Below are 19,042 nucleotides of genomic sequence, written 5' to 3' on the forward strand. Positions count from 1 at the left end.
AACTAATGCTATTTGGACTTGATGGGGTCGAGATCGGCCTGATTATCGTCTTCCTCTGCCTCTTTGGGGGCATTCTCTCCGGCTTTCCTGTGGCGTTTGCCATTGGTGGCGCAGGGGTTATCTCTTTCGGGATCGTTGCGGCGCTGGATAGTGCCGGGATCCTGATTCACCAGGCGATCGACACCAGCTCAACCATGTATGCCGATCTGATCGCCCAAGGGGTGAAGGCGGATACAATCTCGATCTTCCGATACCCAGATCTGCCGCGCGTGGCAGAATCCGTGTTCCCGGGCGGTTGGGAACAGGCGATGAACCGCAACATCAGCTTTGTAGTGAACCGGATGAACGAGCGCGTGCTTGCCGGTCAGTCCATTGATACTTTGCTGGCGGTTGTGATGTTTGTTCTGATGGGCATCACGCTGGAACGCTCCAAGATTGCAAACGACCTTCTGACCACCATGGCGCGCGTTTTTGGCCCGCTGCCCGGCGGTCTGGCGGTGTCGGTTGTGGTAGTGGGTGCCTTCCTGGCAGCCTCCACCGGTATCGTGGGCGCAACGGTTGTGACCATGGGCTTGCTGTCGCTGCCAACCATGCTGAAGCACGGGTACAACCCAAAGCTCGCAACCGGTGTGATTGCGGCGTCCGGTACGCTGGGTCAGATCATTCCGCCATCGATCGTGATCGTTCTTCTCGGCACGTTGGCGGGCGACCTTTACTCTGCGGCACAAGAAAACCGTGCACAGGTGGCTGGTTGTTCTGATGCGTTGACCTTCTTGGGTGAGCCTGCGGTTGTGTCCGTTGGGACATTGTTCCAGGCGGCGCTGATCCCAGGCATCATGCTGGCGGTGCTTTATGGTCTCTATGCCTTTGGCTACGCGCTGTTTAACCCCAAAGAAGCCCCTGCGGTGGAAATGGAAGCCTCAAGTGGTGAAGCGATCACCCGTGGCGAAGGTCTGACATGGTTTGTGGCCGTGCCAGCCGGTTTGATTGCCGCAGTTATCCTTTTGGGTCAGGTCAATATGATCGGGTCTCAGGACGTGACCGTGGACAGCTTCTCGGATGCGGGTCAAACCGCAAGCCTGCGCACCAACGTAGGTGAGGAGTGTAAAGCCTCGATGATCGATCTGCATGGTCAAGACGCCTGGGATGTTGCCCTGGCGGAGCAGGCCACGATTGACGAAGCAGGTGGTGTGGCCGAAGCGCGCGCGCTGACTCTGGAAGAGCGTGCAGAGCTGCGTGTTCAGAAGATTGCTGCTGCGGCGCCGATTGGCTCCGGTCTGGCAATTGGCTACCTGTTGCTGGCTCTGGTTCTGACCACCGCACGTGGTGTGGCACCAAGCGCGGACAGCCGTCCGTTGCTGATTGGTGGCGCGGGTATCGTGCTGGCACTGGCTGTGGATGCGTTCCTTGTATCGCCGATCACCACGCCGGGTTGGACGCTGATCTACATGGCAATCCCGCTGGCAATGACGCTCTACGGTGTGCGCTATGGTGCAGGCCTGCTGGGCAAAAACGAACTGCTGCGCGTGGTGTTCCCACCGCTGGTTCTGATCATTGCCGTGCTGGGCTCTATCCTGGGTGGTATCACCAACCCGACACCGGCGGCTGCGCTGGGTGCCGGTGGGGCGATCATGCTGGCGGCCTACCGCCGTCTGCACGATGAGGGCCGCTCTGGCGGGATCATCATCTGGTCGACCTTTGCGGTGATCATCATGATCCTCGTGGGCGTGAACTTTGACCTGCGGATCAACCAGGAAGTTGTCACCACCGAGAACCTGATTGCGTTCTTTGTGGCCAAGGGCACCTACCTGTTTGCGATGTTCGGCCTGCTGTATGGCTGCTGGGTGCTGTTCCGCGGCAAGGTGTTGTCCCCGATTGTGCGGGAAACCGCGAAGGTGACCTCGATGGTGTTCACCATCCTGATCGGTTCGCAGCTCCTGAACCTGGTGGTGATCAGCTTTGGTGGCGAGCATTACATTCAGCAGTTCCTGAAGTCGTTTGACAACGAGTTCAAGGTCTTCCTGATCGTGATGCTGGTGTTGTTTGTGATGGGCTTTGTGCTCGATTTCCTCGAGATCATCTACATCGTGATCCCGATTGTCGGCCCGGTCATCTACGGCGGTACCTTTGATCCGAAATGGGTCACCATCATGATCGCGGTGAACCTGCAGACCTCGTTCCTGACACCACCGTTTGGCTTTGCGCTCTTCTACCTAAGAGGGGTGGCGCCAAAAGAGGTGACGACCGGGCACATTTATAAGGGCATCATTCCCTTTGTGCTCATCCAGGTCGTGGGTCTGGCGATCCTGTGGTACTTCCCATCGATCGTGACGATCTTGCCGGATCTGATCGGGAACTGATCTGAGACGTAAAAGACAAAAATGAAACGGGGGCCATTTGGCCCCCGTTTTGCTTTGTGGGAGTGTCAGGCTGCCCTGCTCGGCTCTTTCTGACATAGGGAGAGTGGTTTACCGTATGTCCCATCAATTTGGTAAAGTGGATTGGATGATGAAGGACTTGTCCAAATTTTCCGGGGGGATGGTCCCGAGAGTTAAACATGGCATGGTTTCGGTCCGGGGATGGGATCCAAATAAATTTCAAGTCTATGACGCGGAACATCTTTCGGACGTTGAAAACCTGAAATCTGTCTCGATAACGGGTATGCCGCATGCTCTCAACCTCGATGCACTAGCGCAGGTTGGACCGCTTGAAAGCCTTGAGCTGGAGATTTTCCAACTTGATCCAGTTGACATTCTGGAGCGAATAGATCCCAGCGAGTTGCGGTTTTTGCGGTTGTCGAACACAGCACCAAACAAACTCGACCTGGGCGTTCTGCCGAGATTTTCGAAGTTGGAAGAGCTGACAATTTCAGGGCAACGGAAGAACTTACAGTCTGTCGGTCAACTTGAAACATTGAAACGCCTAACCATTGGTCTGGTGGCCAAATCTGGATGTGACTTTTTAAGTGGCTTAAAGAACTTGGAAGTCCTGAAACTCCTGCTCGGCGGGCAAGGGGACATCGGTAACGTTCACTGCCCGTCCTTGAAGGAGCTGGAGGTTGTTAGGGTTCGGGGGCTAAGTGATTTGGGAGATTTAAGCCGGTTTCCGAATTTGCAAGGCCTCCGAATTGAAAACCAACCAAGGCTGACTTGTCTGCACGCCTCGCGTCCGATGCAAAATTTGACCGCAATTACAGTCTTCTCCTGCCCGAAAATCACCCGGTTTATAGGAGGCAACAATCTGCCAAACTTGCGGGACTATGAGAGTTACGACACGCCATTGATCCTGCCAGTTGCGTAAATTTTAATTCGCAGCTGGCAAATTATTCGTGCTCGGTGGGCTTAATACCGCGCGGCGCGGTTGATGGCGACGGAGCCCATGACGTGGTCGGTGAGGCCTTGTTTGCGGTCCGTGGTGATCATCAGCACAATCGAGATGATCTGTAGGATCGGGAACATCACTGACACCGTGAAGCCCAGCGTGTGCAGGAAGGCGGACCCGAGATCAAAGCGGCTGCCATCTGATTGGCGCAGTTCGATGGACATCAGGCGCATGCCCCAGGTGGCGGAACCGGTGGCGATGGTGACCACGCGGTAGGCAAAGCCAAAGACAAACAGAAGCGCGCCAAAAAAGAAGATGCCGGTGAAGGCGGTGAACGGCAGCACCAGCACACAGAGCACAAAGATCAGGCCGGTGTCGATCAGCCACGCCAGCAGGCGCTTGAAGGTCACGTCTTCATAAAACTCGGACTGGGTGTCCGGATCTGGTAGGGCAAAGCTGCGGTGGCTCATGTCTCTCTCGTTTTGGTGGTGGCCGGTGTTGTATAGAAAACGGCGCGGAAGGTGTCTCCCGCGCCGTGACTGCTCAAAAGGGCGCGCGCTTAGGCGTCTTCGGTCTCGCGGCGTTCGTCGGCCGCTTTGGTGGCGCGTTCGTCCATGAACTGGTCAAACTCTGCCTTGTCTTTGGCGGCGCGCAGACGCTCCAGGAAGTCCTCAAAGCTCTTCTGCTCATCTTCCAGACGGCGCAGGGTCTCGTCGCGGTAGCTGTCAAAGGCACTGTTGCCGGAGGAGGCCATCACATGCATGCGGCGGGAACAGCTGCGGTTGCGGGAGGATTTCTTGAACATATCTTTGCTCCAGATCATGTAGAACAGAAGGGCCAGGCCAACAGGCCAGAAGAACACGAAGCCAAGAACCATGGCGGCAATCCAGGCACCTTTGCCTTTGCTGTCCAGCCAGGCCTCGCTCTTGCCAAACCAGCTGAGGTGCTGGGTGTCGGCGGTATGGGCGGTTGCGGCAGGGGTCATAACTGTCTCCGAGTTGTGTCTGTTGTGTCTCTGTGAGGCGGTATGTAAATCGCTTTCACATTATCTAGATTGGGCGTGCCACGTCACTTTGCAAGAGAAAATGTGAATGGTTTTTACATTTGGTGGTTATGTGTCTGTATTGGTTAAATAAATTGGTCGAGAAAAATTTTACTCTAGGTGCTAAAAGTGCAGGTCTTGGCCCCGGAAATCTGCTCTAAATCCTCTGGAGAGAGGCAAAATACGTGGTTTGGCGTGCCTGCCGCGGCCCAGATTTGTGCAAACTCAGTCAGGCGTGCGTCCATAAAGGCCTGGATCGGGGAGAGGTGCCCCACCGGGCTGACCCCGCCAATGGCAAAGCCGGTTTGCTTGCGCACCACGGCGGCATCTGCGCGGGTCAAAGGCGCGCCAAGGAGCGCTTCGGCGGCTTGAGGGTCAACCTGGCGGCCGCCTGCAGTCAGAAACAGAACAACCTCTCCGGTGTTGGCGTTTTGGAAGACAATGGACTTGGCGATCTGATCGACGTCGCAGCCCACGGCGTCGGCGGCCATCTGCGCGGTGCGGGCACCGTCGGTTTCGCGGATGTCGATCTCTTTACCTGCGTCCTCCAAGGCAGCGCGCACGCGTTTTAGGCTTTTGCTCATGGTTGGTCTCCTCGTCCTCGGGTTGATTTCTGCCATGGCGCGCCACAGGGTGCCAGCATGGAAAAACAAACTGATTTGAAAGAGATCTTGTTGGCGCTGGAGACCGAAGTGTGGGATGCGCTGGTGACAGGGGACGGGGACGCGGATGGCGCGTTGCTGAGCAAGGATTTTATCGGGGTGTATCCCGATGGCTTTGCTGGAAAGGACGCCCACACGGGGCAGTTGGATGGCGGCGCCACGGTGGCGGAGTACCGGCTGAGCGACGTACAGGTTCGGGCCACCGGAGCGGACAGCGGGTTGTTGATTTATCGTGCGGACTACCTGCGGGTTGGCAAGTCTGACTGGGAGGTCATGTTGGTGAGTTCCTTGTGGGAGCGGCGCAATGAGGGCTGGGTCAACAGCTTCAGTCAGGACACGCCGATGACCGGGGAAGGGGTGCCTTAAGCCGCCCCTGCGGCAGCACCGCCAATTGACCTTCGCGCATGGCGGTTTCAAAGTCGCGCCATGTTGTTTGAATCACAAATCACCCGCCTGCCACGCCCGTTTGATACCGATTTAGGTGCGGAGGCGGGGGCGGCGGTGCCAGCGTTGTCTGGCGATCTGGCCAAGCTGATTGAAGGCACGGCGGGATCAAGTCCGTACCTAAAAAGCCTGATCCACAAGGAGGCGACCTGGTTGCCGGAGGCGTTGCAGGATGCGGATGCGGCTTTGGCGGCGGTTTTTGCAGGGCTGCACGCAGGGGCACCGGATCAGCGGCCAACCGCTTTGCGGGCTGCGAAACGCAAGGTGGCTTTGCTGACGGCGCTGGCGGATTTGGCTGGGGCGTGGTCGCTGGAAAAGGTGACCGGCACGCTAACGGATTTTGCCGATCTGGCGAGCCAGTTGGCGCTGGAGGCCACGATTGGTGCGGAAATTCGGCGCAAGAAGCTGCCCGGCGCCACCGAGGATGACATTCCGACAGCGGGCGGCATGGTGTCGATTGCCATGGGCAAGATGGGCGCGCATGAACTGAACTATAGCTCTGACATTGATCTGATTTGCCTGTTTGATGAGAGCCGGTTTGACCCTGATGACTATCACGACGCGCGGGCGAGTTTCATCCGTGCAACCCGCAAGATGGCGGCGATGTTGAATGACATCACCGGCGATGGCTATGTGTTCCGCACCGATCTGCGGCTGCGGCCCGATCCGGCGGTGACCCCTGTGTGCCTCGCGATGGAGGCGGCGGAGCGCTATTATGAAAGCCTCGGTCGGACCTGGGAGCGGGCGGCGTATATCAAGGCGCGACCCTCGGCCGGCGATCTGGCGGCGGGGCAGAAGTTCCTTGATACGTTGACGCCGTTTGTCTGGCGCAAGCATTTGGATTTTGCTGCCATTCAGGACGCGCATGACATGCGGCTGCGCATTCGTGAGCACAAGGGGCTGGGCGGCGAGATTACGTTGGATGGCCACAATATGAAGCTGGGGCGCGGTGGCATTCGAGAGATCGAGTTTTTCACCCAGACACGGCAGTTGATTGCCGGTGGGCGGGATCCGTATTTGCGAGATCGCCACACGGTGCCGGGGCTGCGCAAACTGGCCTCAAAGGGCTGGGTGCCGGAGGATGTGGCCGAGGCACTGTCCGATCACTACCGTTTCCATCGCGAGGTGGAGCACCGCGTGCAAATGGTGGCGGATGCGCAGACGCACCTGTTGCCCAAAAGCGAAGAGGGCTGGGGCCGGATTGCGGGCCTGATGGGGCGCGACGAGGCGGAGATTCGCAAAGAGTTGCAGGAGCGGCTGACCGAAGTGCATGAGATGACCGAGGGGTTCTTTGCACCGGATGCTACGCCCGAGGGTGGCGAAGATGTGACCCACGCGTTTGATGAGGACGTCATTGCGCGGTGGGAAAGCTATCCGGCGATGCGCAGCGTGCGGGCGGTGGAGATCTTTAATCGAGTGCGGCCAGAGATTTTGCGGCGATTGGCGCAGGCGCCAAAGCCGGATGAGGCGCTTTTGGCGTTGGACGGGTTTTTGCGCGGGTTGCCTGCTGGGGTGCAGCTATTCTCGTTGTTTGAGGCCAATCCGCAGTTGATTGATCTGTTTGTGGATATTGTGGGCACCGCGCCTGCGCTGGCGCAGCATTTGTCGCGCAACTCCGGTGTGTTTGACGCGGTGATTGGCGGCAGCTTCTTCACGGAGTGGCCGGGTGTGCGTGGGTTGACCGAGGAATTGCAGGAGCGGTTGGCGCGGGATGAGGACTATGAAGCGCAGCTCGATGGCACGCGGCGCTGGGCCAAGGAATGGCAGTTCCGCATTGGGGTGCACCATCTGCGTGGCTTGATTGGCGCGGAGGAAGCCGGGCGGCAGTATGCGGATTTGGCAGAGGCAGTTTTGGCAGGGCTGTGGCAGCCGGTGGCGGATCATTTTGCCGCCAAACACGGGCCAATGCCGGGACGTGGCGCGATTGTGTTGGGCATGGGATCTTTGGGGGCGCAGCGGCTTAATGCGACGTCTGACCTCGATTTGATAGTGATTTATGACGCCGACGGCGTAGAGGCCTCTGACGGGCGACGGCCTTTGGCGGCGAGGCCCTATTACGCGCGGTTTACGCAGGCTTTGGTCACGGCGCTGAGCGCGCCGATGTCGCAAGGCCGGCTTTATGAGGTCGATATGCGGTTGCGTCCCTCTGGAACACAAGGGCCGGTGGCCACGTCTTTGGCGTCTTTTAAGAACTATCAGATGAATGAGGCCTGGACCTGGGAGCATCTGGCGCTGACACGGGCGCGCCCGGTGACCGGTGCGCCGGAGTTGATGGCCGAGGTGGAAGGCTTTCGGCAGGAGGTCTTGGCGGCGGAGAAAGACAAGGCGGCGATTGGGCAGGACGTACAGGAAATGCGGGCGCGGATTGCGGCGGCAAAGGCGCCGGATGGTCCGTGGGACGCCAAAATTGGTGCAGGGCGGCTGCAGGACATCGAGTTGTTGAGCCAGACCGGCGCGCTTTTGGCGGGCTCGCCCCGGCGGGCGGTGACGCAGGGCTTGCAAGCGGGTGTCGCAATTGGCTGGCTTTCTGCCTCAGACGCGTCAGACCTTGCCAGCACCTATCGGCTTTGTTGGCAGGTGCAGCTGGCGTCGAAGCTTTTGTCCGGAAGTACCATTGCACCCGATGCGATTGGTGCAGGTGGGCGGGCGTTTTTGTTGCGTGAAACCGGTGCGGACGATATCGAGGCGGTGTTGCGCAAGTTGACCGACGCGACAGAGACTGCGGCGGAGACAGTCACAGCGGCCTTGGCGGCCACAGGGGAGGCATGACATGGACATATCGCATTGTGACCCCAAGGGGCTGATCCACGAGAGTTATCGAATGGAGGGGATAGAACCCTCAGAGTGCCGGACGATCTTTCTGGATTGGGCGTTGTCTTTGCCTGAGGGCGTGGACACCCGCGATGCGATCGAGATGTTGATTGTGCATCTGGGCAGCAAGCATCCGGGCCATCCGATGACTCAGGTGCTGGAAGAGGGCAGCGTGGAGATGCGCGCGCCCAAACGGCGCGGTGGGTGGCGGTCGCGGCCTCGTAGCTGACGGCTTGAACCTCAATTCTCCTAGGTAAACTTTTAGTCAATTCCTTTGAAACGTCCCCGGTGCGTCGCAATCGCGCCCCATTTGACGCGCACATTGATGTCGAGCAGCAGAGGCGAGAACCGCCCGAGGAGTTGGACATGTCGATGGGAAAAATCTTTGCAGCACTGGTTTTGGCACTGGGTGCCAGCGCATGTGCGTCGGTAGACACCGCAAGCCGGAACGCACCGTTCGATGTGCCGTCCACCGAGATGGCCGTGCCTGCGCCGTCTTATGCGCTTGAGAGCTTTGACGTTCTGGTGCCAACCACGCTGAAGGTTTCCGAGGCGAACCTGTATTATCCTCCGGGTGACATCGTGTGGCGGGGCGACGCGCCGGGCGATCGCTATCAGCAGGTGAAGGCGATCTTTGACGAGAGCGTGCGTCTTGGGGCCTATCCGCTGGATGGTGCGATGCCGGTGCGGGTGGAGATCGAAGTGACCCGCTTCCATGCTCTGACCGAGAAGACCCGCTACACCGTAGGTGGGGTGCACTCGATTGAGTTTATCATGACCATCATCGAGCCTGAGACTGGCACCGTGTTGCGCGGTCCAAAGCCGATCACCGCGAGCCTTGTGGCTTATGGCGGGCAGATGGCCATTCAGGCGGAGTCCCGTGGTCTGACCCAGAAGTACCGCATCACCCAGCATTTGGCGCGGGTTGTTCGCGACGAGCTGACCAAAGCGGAAGGCTTTGTCGCACCAGACCGTGGCGCCACCAAACGTATTCAGCCGCTGGAGCCTATTGGCAAGCAACTGGCCGCGGCGGAATAAGCCAAGCAGGCAGACAAGGGTTTTCACACCCGCGAGAAACAAGTAGGAGGGCGGCATGTCTATGCCGTCCTCTTCTTCGTCCAGCCGCCCTGTGGTGCGGCTCAAGCCCAAAGCCAATGCCCGCGCGATCCGTCATGGATTTCCCTGGGCCTATGACAATGAGCTGGTCACCGACCGGCGCACCAAAGGGCTTGTGCCCGGCACGCTTGCGGTGCTGGAAGATGACAAGCGGCAGCCGTTGGGGCTGGTGGCGACCAACAGTCAGAGCAAGATTTTCTGTCGCATGTTGGATCGTGACCCTGAGGCACAAGTGGATCAGGCGTGGTTTGAGGCTAAGTTTGCCCGTGCTTTGGCGATGCGGGAGCGCCTGTTTGAGGCACCGTTTTATCGGTTGATCCATGCGGAGGCCGATGGGCTGCCCGGCGTGGTGGTGGATCGGTTTGGCGACACGGCTGTGGTGCAGCCCAACGCCGCTTGGGCAGAGGTGCTGCTTGAGCCGCTGGTGGCCGCATTGGTTGCGGTGACCGGCGTGACCAATGTGCTCAAAAATGGCTCCGGTCGGGCGCGGGGGCTTGAAGGGCTGGAAGAGGATAGCGCCGTGATGGTTGGCGCGGCTCCAGAGGCACCGGTACCGGTGGTGATGAATGGCGCGACCTATATGGCGGATTTGACCGGGGGGCAGAAAACTGGGCTTTTCTACGATCAACGTCCCAACCACGGGTTTGCCGCCGGGCTTTGCAAAGATGCAAAGGTTTTGGATGTGTTTTCCCATGTGGGCGGGTTTTCTCTCGCAGCTTTGGCGGGCGGTGCCAGCCATGCGACGGCGGTGGATGGCTCTGCGGCAGCGTTGGAACTGGCACAGGCCGGGGCTACGGCGGCGGATGTGGCAGACCGTTTTGCCACGCGCAAGGGCGATGCGTTTGAGGTGTTGACCGCGCTGGGCGAAGAGGGCGCGAAGTTTGATGTGGTGATCTGTGATCCCCCGGCGTTTGCACCGTCCAAACCGGCGCTGGAAAAAGGCCTGCGGGCCTATGAGCGTGTGGCGCGACTGGCGGCGCCCTTGGTGGCCGAGGGCGGCTATCTGGGGCTGTGTTCCTGTTCGCACGCGGCCGATCTGGCGCGGTTCCGCGGGGCCTCGGTGCGCGGTATTGGCCGGGCGGGGCGTCATGCGCAGCTCATTCACACCGGTTTTGCCGGGCCGGACCATCCGTTGATGCCGCAGCTGGCGGAAAGCGGATACCTCAAGTCTTTGTTCTTCCGCCTGTGAGCATCAACCTGTGAAGCGCCTGCTGCTTGATACCTGCGTTCTGTATCCAACCGTGATGCGGGAGGTGTTGTTGGGCGTGGCCAAGACTGGCGCGTTTGAGCCGCGGTGGTCGGAGCGTATCTTGGAAGAATGGGCGCGCGCGGCGCGTAAGCTGGGCCCAACTGGTGAGCCACAGGCTCGGGGCGAGATTGCGTTGGTGCAAGCGGCTTGGCCTAAGGCGGCGGTCACTTGGAAGCCCTCGCTGGAAGACCGGCTGTATCTGCCGGATGAGCATGACGTGCATGTGCTTGCGGCGGCGATTTCCGGATCGGCGGACGCGATTGTCACGGTGAATGCCAAGGATTTTCCAGAGCATATTCTGGCCGAAGAAGGGCTGGAGCGGATTGCGCCAGACGAGCTGCTGCGGGGATGTTGGGAGAAGGATCCCGACGGGGTTGCGGCGGTGTGTGAAGCGGTGCGGCAAGAGGCGGAGCGCTTGAGCGGAGAGGCGTGGGAGATGCGCAAGCTGCTCAAGAAGGCACGACTTCCCAAGCTGGCGAAAGCTGTGAGCGCGTAGTAGGGGCTTTGCCCCCGTCCCAGCTGAGCTGGGACTCCTCCAGGATATTTGGGGTTAGAAGAAGCGGTTAGGCTTTGACGATGCCCCATTTGCGTTCGAGCTTTTCGATGGCCTGAATGCGCTCTTCGGTTTTGGGGTGGCTGAGCAACCAAGCAGGTGTGCTGGCCCCGTGGGCGCCGGTCAGATGTGTGAGTTTCTCAAACAGCGCCTTTTGCGGTGCGGTGCCGATGCCGGATTTTACCAAAAGCGCAGCTGCGTATTCATCCGCTTCGTACTCGTCGCCGCGTGACAGGCGCGCGGAGAGCAGGCTGGTTGCGGTATTGGCCACCAAAGGGCCGATGCCGGGCAGGAAGCGGTTGAGCACCATCGCGAGCGCCGTACGCAGGGCGTTTTGGCCGGAGAAATCAATCATGCGTCGACGAGAGTGACCCAAGGCGACGTGGCCCAACTCATGGGCCACCACGGAGGCGATTTCTTCGGCAGTCACTTCGCCGGTGCGGTAGCGGTTGTAAAAGCCTCGGGTCAGGAAGATGCGGCCATCCGGGGCGGCAAGGCCGTTCACGGGCTCAATCTCATAGATGTGGACGCGAATGCGCGGCAGATCGAGGGCTTTGGCCATGTCTTTGATCAGTGGATTGAGACGGGGGTCGGCCAGTTCCGTAGACTTGGCATCCAGCTCACGCGCGGTACGCCACGCGGAAAAGCGCATCATCAGCAGGCCGTAGACCACGGCGATGAGGATCGGCATCAGTTTGATCATGCTAGAGATATGAGGCAAGCCGTGGGCGGCTTCAACCCGCGCTCACGTCAGCGTGTCAATTCCCGCATGCCGCGTTCCAGGCCTTCGAGAGTCATGGGCACCATGCGGTGCTCAAAAATCTCGCGGATCATGCCGATGGAATGGGTATATTGCCAGTGTTGCTCGGGCACCGGGTTGATCCAGAGGTTGGATGCCCATTGATCTCGCGCCCGCTCCAGCCAGACTTGGCCCGCCTCTTGGTTCCAGTGCTCGTTTGCTCCGCCAGCATAGGCGATCTCGTAGGGCGACATGGAGGCGTCGCCAACAAAGATGCATTTGTAGTCCGGTCCGTAGGTGCGCAGCACTTCGTGGGTGGGGGTCTGGTCATTCCAGCGGCGTTTGTTGTCGCGCCACACGCCTTCGTAGAGGCAGTTGTGGAAGTAGTAATATTCGAGGTGTTTGAACTCGGCCCGGGCGGCGGAGAACAGCTCTTCGACCACTTTGATGTGGGGATCCATCGAGCCTCCAACATCCAGAAACAATAGGACTTTTACCGCGTTGTGGCGCTCGGGGCGGGTCTTCACGTCGAGGTAGCCATGCTCTGCCGTGGCCTTGATGGTGCCGTTCAGATCCAGCTCTTCGGCGGCGCCTTCGCGGGCCCAGCGGCGTAGGCGTTTGAGGGCTACTTTGATGTTGCGGGTGCCCAGTTCCACCGAGCCGTCGAAGTTCTTGAACTCGCGCTTGTCCCAGACTTTCACCGCACGTTTGTGGCGGCTTTCTTTTTGGCCAATGCGCACGCCTTCGGGGTTATAGCCATAGGCGCCAAACGGCGAGGTGCCTGCGGTGCCAATCCACTTGTTGCCACCCTGATGGCGGCCTTCCTGTTCCTTCAGGCGCTCCTGCAGCGTTTCCATCAGCTTGTCAAAGCCACCCAGCGCTTCGATCTCGGCCATTTCTTCAGCCGTGAGGTGTTTTTCGGCCATCTTGCGCAGCCACTCTTCGGGAATGTCGACGGCTTCGAGCACGTCTTGGGCGGAGATGTCGGCAAGCCCGTCAAAGGTGGCCGCAAAGGCGCGGTCAAATTTGTCGATGTTGCGCTCGTCTTTCACCATGATGGTGCGGGCGAGGTAGTAGAAGCTCTCTACATCGTAGGTGGCCAGCCCGGCCTTCAGCCCTTCCAGAAAGCCAAGAAACTCACGCAAAGACACCGGCACACGGGCCTCGCGCAGGTTTTCAAAGAAGGGCAGGAACATGGATCAGAGCGCCATACGGTGGATGAAGAGCGTGATAAACAAGCCGATGATCGCAAAGATCATGGCATAGACAAAGCCGTATTGCAGGATGTCTGCGCGTTTGCCGCCACGGCGTTTGGCCAATGTGCCACCAGTGAGCGCGCCGATGAAGGCGCCAATAAGTACAAACATGGTGTCCTAAGATCTCCCTTTGATCGGGCTGAGTGCCGTGATCTCGCGCAGTTTGGCGCGCACGGCCCAGTCCGGGCCAAAGCCGTATCGTGCCCAGCCGAGACTGTCCAGACGCAGGGCGCCGGCGTCTTCAAACTTGCCCTCCATCTCCAGCGCTTCGGCTTGCAAGAGCATGAGAGTAGACAGGAGCGCAGCGTTTTCAAAGCGGCCTGCGGGGCCGATTTGCGGGCTCAGGATGTTTAGCGCTTCGCGGCTTTGGCCGGCGCTGATGGCATAGGCCGAAAGCTGGGTTGCGACAAAGGCGCGGTGCGGGCCAAAGCGTTCTGCCGAGCGGTAGGCCCGGTCGGCAGCCTGGAAATGGGTGAGCGCGGCGGCAATGTCTTGCGACTGTAGTAGGCGACCAAGCGCGTAGTGAGAAAAGCCGAGGCGATGATCCTGCCAGCCATTGTTCTGTGCAATCACAAGGGCTTGGCGGGCGGCAGCGCGGCGGTTGCCGGGGGACGTCCCTGGGCCGAGGGCGGTTTGCACCGCGTTGATCCAGGCGCGCGGGGTTTCCGGCAGCGGGTGGCTGGAGAGTTGATCGCCACGTGGATTGATGCGCGACAGGATCGCGGGCAGGCGGGCAGCGACCTCGCCACGGGTCATACCATTGCGGAGCGTGGGGTCGTAGTAGGCCCGAAGGATGGTCATATCGAAGCCCGTGAGGACAGCATGGATGTTGTCGTCGTTAAACACGCTGTCGGGCAGGCGGTAGAGGTCGTTGAGCGGACCTAGGGCTTGCGCCAGCTCTTCGTGAAGGCAGTCGCGAGTTTCTTGCGGGCTGGTGTCGTTGGGCAGGAAGATCGCGATTTTGGTGCGGTTTTCCAGCAGGGCCCAATTGGCCGCACCGCTGCGGCGGGCGGAGCGGTATTGTGATAGCGCAGAAATGTTGGGCACCACAAAGCAGGCTGCTTGCGGAAGCGCTTTGCGGATATCGCGGCGCGAGACCGCTTGAATGGTGATGTTGGCAGACGGCGATTGCGTTAGCGAAATGTCGATGCGCGCCTCGTTGCGCAGGCGTTGCAGCAGTGCCTTGAGGTCCGGCATCATACCAGTCGGTGGCGCGCCGGTGACGCGCACGGTGATCGGGCCTTCAAACCGGGTGAGGCGGTCGAGACTGCGGCCACTTTCCAACTCAAAACTTAGATCAAGGAAGTCGCGGGCAATGTCACGGTTGGAGCGGTTGGGCGGAATGGGCCGCGGGGTGGAGAAGGCTTTGACTGGTGGCAAAGTGGTGTCGCTCACTGCGGCGCGGGTGGGCACGCCGTTGCCGCCGATGGGCGTACAGGCCGCCACGGCAAAAGCCAGAGGGATCAGTGAGGACAGAAAAGAGCGCAAAATCAGGGCCTTTGATACTTAATAAACGGGGACAACTGCCCAACACGGTCATAGAGCTTGCGGGCGTTGGTGTTAAATTCCTGTGTCATCCAATACACGCTTGGCGCACCGGCGTCATCTGCGGCCTGATACACGGCTTCAATCAATTTGCGGCCCACGCCGGTGCCACGCACTTCAGGATCGGCATAGAGGTCTTGCAGGTAGCAGACGTTTTCAACCTTCCAAGCATGGCGGTGGAACAGGTAGTGTGTCAGGCCAATGAGTTTGCCATCGAGGTCTGCCACAAGGCAGGAGTAATCCTGCGGATCATCGCCCAACAGCCGGGCAAATGTGGAGACGTAGACCTCTTCAGGCACCGTGCTTTCGTAGAAGGTGATGTAGTCGGTCCAGAGACGGCGCCACTCTGCGTGGTCGGCTTCGGTGAGGGTGCGGATCAGGACGTCAGGCTGGGACATGGGGGTCGGACTCCGGTTGGATGCCGATTCCTTCTACGAAATCAGGCCTTAATTGGATCGTAACATGGGCAAAGACTTGGGCAAGAATGCGGTGTCTGTGGTGAAAATGAAAGGCCCACACGGGAGCAGGCCGCTCAAAAGATTGGTAAAACCTCAGCGGCCAGAGCGCGCCATGAAGGCCAGACGCTCAAACAGATGCACGTCTTGTTCGTTTTTCAACAAGGCGCCGTGCAGTTTCGGCAGGGCGTTTGCCCCATCGCGTTTCAGGTCTTCTGGCGACAGGTCTTCGGCCAGCAGCAGTTTCAGCCAGTCGATGACCTCGGATGTGGAGGGTTTTTTCTTCAAGCCGGCGGTTTCACGGATTTCGAAGAACTGCGTCAGCGCGGTGGTCAGCAGCGCCTCTTTGATGCCGGGGTGATGGACCTCGACAATCTTCTTTAGCGTCTCCATTTCCGGGAAGCGGATGTAGTGGAAGAAGCAGCGGCGCAGGAAGGCGTCGGGTAGTTCTTTTTCGTTGTTGGAAGTGATGATGATGATCGGGCGGTGCTTGGCCTTGATGGTCTCGCCAGTCTCGTAGACGTGGAACTCCATCTTATCGAGCTCTTGCAGCAGGTCGTTTGGAAACTCGATGTCAGCCTTGTCGATCTCGTCGATCAGCAGGACAACTTTCTCATCACTTTCAAAGGCTTCCCAGAGTTTTCCGCGCTTGATGTAGTTGCCAATGTCATGGACACGTTCATCCCCCAACTGGCTGTCGCGCAGACGGGAAACAGCATCATACTCATAAAGACCCTGCTGGGCTTTGGTGGTGGATTTCACGTTCCACTCGATCATTTTCAGACCCAGTCCGCGGGCAACTTGCATCGCCAGTTCGGTCTTGCCGGTGCCGGGTTCGCCTTTGACAAGCAGCGGGCGTTCGAGTGCCACGGCGGCGTTGACCGCGACCGTCAGATCGTCTGTGGCCACGTAGTCTTTGGTGCCCGAAAACTGCATAAAAATTCTCCGCCGGTTCGCCTATTTCGGCGCGCACCCTATCGTGAACATATTTTGTCCGCAATGAGGGGTTAACAGGTAGTGACATTCCCTAGCCAAGGGAGTATTTGCTGCAAGCATAGAAGGGGGGTTGCATGTCTGACTTGAATTCCACGATGGACGTGAGCCGCGATGAGGGAGCAGAAATGAAGGCCGAAACTTTCCTGCCCGACGATTATCGTCCCGCAGAAGATGAGCCGTTCATGAATGATCGGCAGGTTGAGTATTTTCGACGTAAACTATTGAGCTGGAAAGAAGATCTGTTGGCGGACACGCGCGACACGATCGAGGGGCTGCAGGACAGCACCCGCAATATCCCGGACGTAGCTGACCGCGCCAGTGAGGAGACTGATCGCGCGCTTGAGCTTCGCACCCGGGATCGCCAGCGCAAATTGGTTGCAAAGATCGACAGCGCCATTCGTCGGATTGACGAAGGGGAATATGGCTATTGCGAAGTGACGGGGGAGCCAATTTCGCTCAAACGTCTGGACGCCCGTCCAATCGCAACCATGAGCCTTGAAGCGCAGGAACGTCACGAGCGCCGCGAAAAAGTGCATCGCGACGACTAAGTCTGCACCGCCCTGTGACGGTAAATCGCAGGGTTTGGACCAGAAAACAAAGACGCCGGGGCTGTTGCTTCGGCGTTTTTTCATTAGGGTTAAGCCATGGATTTGCAAGGTAAAAAGATCACCGTGATCGGCGCGGGGATTGGCGGGTTGACCGCCGCGCTGGCGCTGAAACAGCGCGGGGCCTCTGTGCATGTGCTCGAGCAAGCCGAAGCGATCAAAGAGGTGGGCGCGGGGCTGCAGATCAGCCCTAATGGCATGGCCGTGCTTAAGGCGCTGGGCGTGGATGGCGCGCTCAAAAAACGCGCAGTTCGGGCGGATGCTGTGGAGTTGCGCGACTATGCGGCGGGGCGTTTGGTGAGTCGGCTGGACCTTGGCTTGATCTCCGAAAATGACCCGCTGAGACCCACCGAATATTACTTTGTGCATCGCGCGGATCTGATCGATGTCTTGGCGGAGGCGGTACGCGCGGCAGGCATAAAAGTACTTCTACTTCAGCAGGTTGAGACCGTTGTGCCCGGCGCGCGGCCGAAGGTTGTGATGACCAATGGCGCTGAGATGATGGCGGATCTGATCGTTGGGGCGGACGGGCTGCACTCCAAGATGCGGCCGGTGCTCAATGGCACTGTGGCGCCGTTTTTCACGCGGCAGACAGCCTGGCGGGCGACGGTGCCCAATACCATGGCGCATCCGGATGTGGCGCAGGTGCATATGGGGCCGAAGCGCCATGTGGTGAGCTATCCGCTGCGCGGTGGCGAACTGGTCAATATTGTTGCTGTGCAAGAGCAGGTGGGCTGGGCCGAGGAAGGGTGGCATATTCCCGATGATCCGGCCAACCTGCAGAAAACATTCAAAGATTTTGGTGGCGGTGTGCGGCGTATGCTCGCCGAGGTCACCGATGTGCGCAAATGGGGGCTGTTCCGGCATCCGGTGGCGCCGGTGTGGCACAAGGAGAATTGTGTGCTGCTGGGCGATGCGGCGCATCCGACCTTGCCGTTTATGGCGCAGGGCGCAGTGATGGCGATGGAAGATGCCTGGGTTTTGGGCGATGCTCTTGAAAAGGCGGAAGATTTTGCCAGTGGCCTGGCGGCCTATCAGGCGCGGCGTGCGGGGCGCGTGGCTAAGGTTGTGGATGCCGCCAGCAAAAATGCGTGGAAATATCACCTCAGCAATGGCCCGTTGCGGATGGCGGCGCATATGGGGATTCGCATGGCGTCCACATTGGCGCCGCGCAAGATGATGGGGCAGTTTGACTGGATCTATCTGCACGACGTCACCAAGGGGTGAGTGTTGCGCCGGATTTTGGATGCGTTAACTGCGGATTTTGACGTCGGTATCTTGTCGGTATCACGACTGTTTTGCGGAGGTGCGGGATTCTGCGGCGGGACGCGCCTTAACGCAGCGTGCGTTGCGTCAGAGCGCTTCCCCAACATCCTGCACCACGTCAGAGAGTTCTTGCAGTTGAGGCGCCAGCGGGCTGCTTTTGCGCCAGATCATGCCAATGGTGCGGGCCGGTTGTGCGCCTGCAAACCGTGCGACACTCACAGCGGCGGCGGGCGTGTCCACCGGTACAGCCATTTCGGGAATCACGGTGACACCGAGACCAGCCCCAACCATCTGTACCAAGGTGGAGAGGGAAGAGCCATCCAGCCCCTCGTGGGGGCGGGCCGTGGGCAGGGAGCAAAATGACAGCGCCTGATCGCGAAAGCAGTGGCCTTCCTCAAGCAAGAGCAGGCGTTCACGTTCCAGGGTATCTGGCGCGGGCACGGGGGCGGCGGCTTCAGAGTCGGGGCGGACCAGCACAAACTCTTCGGACCACAGAGGGACTTCGGTTAAGGACGGCTCAGAGACGGGTAGGGCGACAATCGCGGTATCGATGCGGCCCGCGTGCAACTCGGCCAGAAGGTTGGCGGTCATGGTTTCGCGCACCATGAGGGACATGTCGGGGAAAGTGGTTTTCACCTCACGCAGCAGGGCAGGCAGCAGGTAAGGCGCGATGGTCGGAATCACCCCAAGGCGCAGGCGTCCGGTGAGGCCGGATTGCGCTGCGCGGGCCATATCGCCCAACTCGTCCACACTGCGCAGGATGTCGCGCACCCGGACAAGCACGTCTTCGCCAAAGGATGTGAGCCGCACGCGGCGGGTGGTACGTTCTAAGAGTGGCGCGCCGAAGCTTTCCTCCAACTCTTTGATTTGCACGGATAAGGCAGGTTGGGAAATGGCGCATACATCCGCCGCGCGACCAAAGTGACCATGTTCGGCAAGGGCGTCAAAATAGCGGAGTTGGCGCAGTGTGAGATTATTCATA

At 59.4% G+C, this 19,042-nt stretch carries 20 protein-coding genes; 10 read left to right on the plus strand and 10 right to left on the minus strand.

Going from position 1 to position 19,042, the window contains the following annotated elements:
* Positions 1 to 5 precede the first annotated feature (5 nt).
* Both SIB92_RS02365 and SIB92_RS02370 read left to right on the plus strand, forming a co-directional pair.
* Entirely contained in the window at positions 6 to 2,360 is a 2,355-nt protein-coding gene (locus SIB92_RS02365; protein WP_412554309.1) for a TRAP transporter large permease, read from the plus strand.
* A 115-nt stretch (positions 2,361 to 2,475) separates the two neighbouring features.
* The gene (locus SIB92_RS02370) at positions 2,476 to 3,300 is read left to right on the plus strand and encodes a hypothetical protein (protein ID WP_412554310.1); all 825 of its coding nucleotides are present in this window, start codon (positions 2,476 to 2,478) and stop codon (positions 3,298 to 3,300) included.
* 41 nt (positions 3,301 to 3,341) lie between these two features.
* Here the strand turns inward: SIB92_RS02370 and SIB92_RS02375 are convergent, their stop codons facing one another.
* The 3 genes from SIB92_RS02375 to SIB92_RS02385 form a co-directional block, all read right to left on the minus strand.
* Positions 3,342 to 3,791, minus strand: coding sequence for an RDD family protein (locus SIB92_RS02375; protein WP_412554311.1), 450 nt, complete (start codon positions 3,789 to 3,791; stop codon positions 3,342 to 3,344).
* Positions 3,792 to 3,880: 89 nt separating this feature from the next.
* Positions 3,881 to 4,306 carry a DUF2852 domain-containing protein gene (locus tag SIB92_RS02380; RefSeq protein WP_294113623.1) on the minus strand — a complete coding sequence of 142 codons (426 nt, stop codon included), beginning with the start codon at positions 4,304 to 4,306 and terminating at the stop codon, positions 3,881 to 3,883.
* A 173-nt stretch (positions 4,307 to 4,479) separates the two neighbouring features.
* Positions 4,480 to 4,947 (minus strand): YbaK/EbsC family protein, encoded by a 468-nt coding sequence (locus SIB92_RS02385; RefSeq protein WP_412554312.1) that lies wholly within the window; start codon positions 4,945 to 4,947, stop codon positions 4,480 to 4,482.
* 57 nt (positions 4,948 to 5,004) lie between these two features.
* Between SIB92_RS02385 and SIB92_RS02390 the strand changes: the two genes are divergently transcribed.
* The 6 genes from SIB92_RS02390 to SIB92_RS02415 all read left to right on the plus strand — a co-directional run bounded on the left by SIB92_RS02390 (position 5,005) and on the right by SIB92_RS02415 (position 11,141).
* Complete coding sequence (locus SIB92_RS02390) at positions 5,005 to 5,391, plus strand: DUF4440 domain-containing protein (RefSeq protein ID WP_412554313.1); 387 nt, start codon at positions 5,005 to 5,007, stop codon at positions 5,389 to 5,391.
* Positions 5,392 to 5,451: 60 nt separating this feature from the next.
* Positions 5,452 to 8,238 (plus strand): glutamine-synthetase adenylyltransferase, encoded by a 2,787-nt coding sequence (locus tag SIB92_RS02395; RefSeq protein ID WP_412554314.1) that lies wholly within the window; start codon positions 5,452 to 5,454, stop codon positions 8,236 to 8,238.
* Between the two features lies 1 nt (position 8,239).
* A complete protein-coding gene (locus SIB92_RS02400) occupies positions 8,240 to 8,509 on the plus strand; it encodes a hypothetical protein (RefSeq protein ID WP_412554315.1) in 270 nt (89 codons plus the stop codon).
* A gap of 137 nt (positions 8,510 to 8,646) precedes the next feature.
* Complete coding sequence (locus tag SIB92_RS02405) at positions 8,647 to 9,318, plus strand: DUF6778 family protein (RefSeq protein WP_412554316.1); 672 nt, start codon at positions 8,647 to 8,649, stop codon at positions 9,316 to 9,318.
* A gap of 55 nt (positions 9,319 to 9,373) precedes the next feature.
* Positions 9,374 to 10,585, plus strand: coding sequence for an RSP_2647 family RNA methyltransferase (locus tag SIB92_RS02410; protein WP_412554317.1), 1,212 nt, complete (start codon positions 9,374 to 9,376; stop codon positions 10,583 to 10,585).
* Positions 10,586 to 10,595: 10 nt separating this feature from the next.
* Positions 10,596 to 11,141, plus strand: a complete 546-nt coding sequence (locus SIB92_RS02415) for an RSP_2648 family PIN domain-containing protein (protein ID WP_412554318.1) — start codon at positions 10,596 to 10,598, stop codon at positions 11,139 to 11,141.
* 67 nt (positions 11,142 to 11,208) lie between these two features.
* Here the strand turns inward: SIB92_RS02415 and SIB92_RS02420 are convergent, their stop codons facing one another.
* The 6 genes from SIB92_RS02420 to SIB92_RS02445 all read right to left on the minus strand — a co-directional run bounded on the left by SIB92_RS02420 (position 11,209) and on the right by SIB92_RS02445 (position 16,129).
* The gene (locus SIB92_RS02420; protein WP_412554319.1) at positions 11,209 to 11,901 is read right to left on the minus strand and encodes a M48 family metallopeptidase; all 693 of its coding nucleotides are present in this window, start codon (positions 11,899 to 11,901) and stop codon (positions 11,209 to 11,211) included.
* Positions 11,902 to 11,948: 47 nt separating this feature from the next.
* Complete coding sequence (locus SIB92_RS02425; RefSeq protein ID WP_412554320.1) at positions 11,949 to 13,133, minus strand: vWA domain-containing protein; 1,185 nt, start codon at positions 13,131 to 13,133, stop codon at positions 11,949 to 11,951.
* Positions 13,134 to 13,136: 3 nt separating this feature from the next.
* Positions 13,137 to 13,304 carry a hypothetical protein gene (locus SIB92_RS02430; protein ID WP_412554321.1) on the minus strand — a complete coding sequence of 56 codons (168 nt, stop codon included), beginning with the start codon at positions 13,302 to 13,304 and terminating at the stop codon, positions 13,137 to 13,139.
* A 6-nt stretch (positions 13,305 to 13,310) separates the two neighbouring features.
* On the minus strand, positions 13,311 to 14,681 hold the full coding sequence (locus tag SIB92_RS02435; protein WP_412554322.1) for a DUF2927 domain-containing protein: 1,371 nt from the start codon (positions 14,679 to 14,681) through the stop codon (positions 13,311 to 13,313).
* Positions 14,682 to 14,683: 2 nt separating this feature from the next.
* Positions 14,684 to 15,136, minus strand: a complete 453-nt coding sequence (locus tag SIB92_RS02440; RefSeq protein ID WP_412554323.1) for an N-acetyltransferase family protein — start codon at positions 15,134 to 15,136, stop codon at positions 14,684 to 14,686.
* Positions 15,137 to 15,289: 153 nt separating this feature from the next.
* Positions 15,290 to 16,129: an AAA family ATPase gene (locus SIB92_RS02445; RefSeq protein ID WP_412554324.1), complete on the minus strand. Its 840-nt coding sequence runs from the start codon at positions 16,127 to 16,129 to the stop codon at positions 15,290 to 15,292.
* 185 nt (positions 16,130 to 16,314) lie between these two features.
* Here SIB92_RS02445 and dksA point away from each other — a divergent pair, with 185 nt between their 5' ends.
* Both dksA and SIB92_RS02455 read left to right on the plus strand, forming a co-directional pair.
* The gene (gene dksA / locus SIB92_RS02450) at positions 16,315 to 16,737 is read left to right on the plus strand and encodes an RNA polymerase-binding protein DksA (RefSeq protein WP_412555786.1); all 423 of its coding nucleotides are present in this window, start codon (positions 16,315 to 16,317) and stop codon (positions 16,735 to 16,737) included.
* Between the two features lie 96 nt (positions 16,738 to 16,833).
* On the plus strand, positions 16,834 to 18,021 hold the full coding sequence (locus tag SIB92_RS02455) for an FAD-dependent monooxygenase (RefSeq protein ID WP_412554325.1): 1,188 nt from the start codon (positions 16,834 to 16,836) through the stop codon (positions 18,019 to 18,021).
* A 126-nt stretch (positions 18,022 to 18,147) separates the two neighbouring features.
* Here SIB92_RS02455 and SIB92_RS02460 read toward each other — a convergent pair whose 3' ends face one another.
* Positions 18,148 to 19,041, minus strand: a complete 894-nt coding sequence (locus tag SIB92_RS02460) for a hydrogen peroxide-inducible genes activator (protein ID WP_412554326.1) — start codon at positions 19,039 to 19,041, stop codon at positions 18,148 to 18,150.
* Position 19,042 lies beyond the last annotated feature (1 nt).

The sequence above is a fragment of the Shimia sp. MIT1388 genome (genome assembly GCF_047124445.1).
Lineage (GTDB): Bacteria > Pseudomonadota > Alphaproteobacteria > Rhodobacterales > Rhodobacteraceae > Shimia.

Bases quoted from the DNA above. Each gene is read 5' to 3' on its own strand.
- SIB92_RS02365 (WP_412554309.1), top strand. From the start codon at position 6: ATGCTATTTGGACTTGATGGGGTCGAGATCGGCCTGATTATCGTCTTC.
- SIB92_RS02370 (WP_412554310.1), top strand. From the start codon at position 2,476: ATGTCCCATCAATTTGGTAAAGTGGATTGGATGATGAAGGACTTGTCC.
- SIB92_RS02375 (WP_412554311.1), bottom strand. From the start codon at position 3,791: ATGAGCCACCGCAGCTTTGCCCTACCAGATCCGGACACCCAGTCCGAG.
- SIB92_RS02380 (WP_294113623.1), bottom strand. From the start codon at position 4,306: ATGACCCCTGCCGCAACCGCCCATACCGCCGACACCCAGCACCTCAGC.
- SIB92_RS02385 (WP_412554312.1), bottom strand. From the start codon at position 4,947: ATGAGCAAAAGCCTAAAACGCGTGCGCGCTGCCTTGGAGGACGCAGGT.
- SIB92_RS02390 (WP_412554313.1), top strand. From the start codon at position 5,005: ATGGAAAAACAAACTGATTTGAAAGAGATCTTGTTGGCGCTGGAGACC.
- SIB92_RS02395 (WP_412554314.1), top strand. From the start codon at position 5,452: ATGTTGTTTGAATCACAAATCACCCGCCTGCCACGCCCGTTTGATACC.
- SIB92_RS02400 (WP_412554315.1), top strand. From the start codon at position 8,240: ATGGACATATCGCATTGTGACCCCAAGGGGCTGATCCACGAGAGTTAT.
- SIB92_RS02405 (WP_412554316.1), top strand. From the start codon at position 8,647: ATGTCGATGGGAAAAATCTTTGCAGCACTGGTTTTGGCACTGGGTGCC.
- SIB92_RS02410 (WP_412554317.1), top strand. From the start codon at position 9,374: ATGTCTATGCCGTCCTCTTCTTCGTCCAGCCGCCCTGTGGTGCGGCTC.
- SIB92_RS02420 (WP_412554319.1), bottom strand. From the start codon at position 11,901: ATGATCAAACTGATGCCGATCCTCATCGCCGTGGTCTACGGCCTGCTG.
- SIB92_RS02425 (WP_412554320.1), bottom strand. From the start codon at position 13,133: ATGTTCCTGCCCTTCTTTGAAAACCTGCGCGAGGCCCGTGTGCCGGTG.
- SIB92_RS02430 (WP_412554321.1), bottom strand. From the start codon at position 13,304: ATGTTTGTACTTATTGGCGCCTTCATCGGCGCGCTCACTGGTGGCACA.
- SIB92_RS02440 (WP_412554323.1), bottom strand. From the start codon at position 15,136: ATGTCCCAGCCTGACGTCCTGATCCGCACCCTCACCGAAGCCGACCAC.
- SIB92_RS02445 (WP_412554324.1), bottom strand. From the start codon at position 16,129: ATGCAGTTTTCGGGCACCAAAGACTACGTGGCCACAGACGATCTGACG.
- dksA (WP_412555786.1), top strand. From the start codon at position 16,315: ATGAAGGCCGAAACTTTCCTGCCCGACGATTATCGTCCCGCAGAAGAT.
- SIB92_RS02455 (WP_412554325.1), top strand. From the start codon at position 16,834: ATGGATTTGCAAGGTAAAAAGATCACCGTGATCGGCGCGGGGATTGGC.
- SIB92_RS02460 (WP_412554326.1), bottom strand. From the start codon at position 19,041: ATGAATAATCTCACACTGCGCCAACTCCGCTATTTTGACGCCCTTGCC.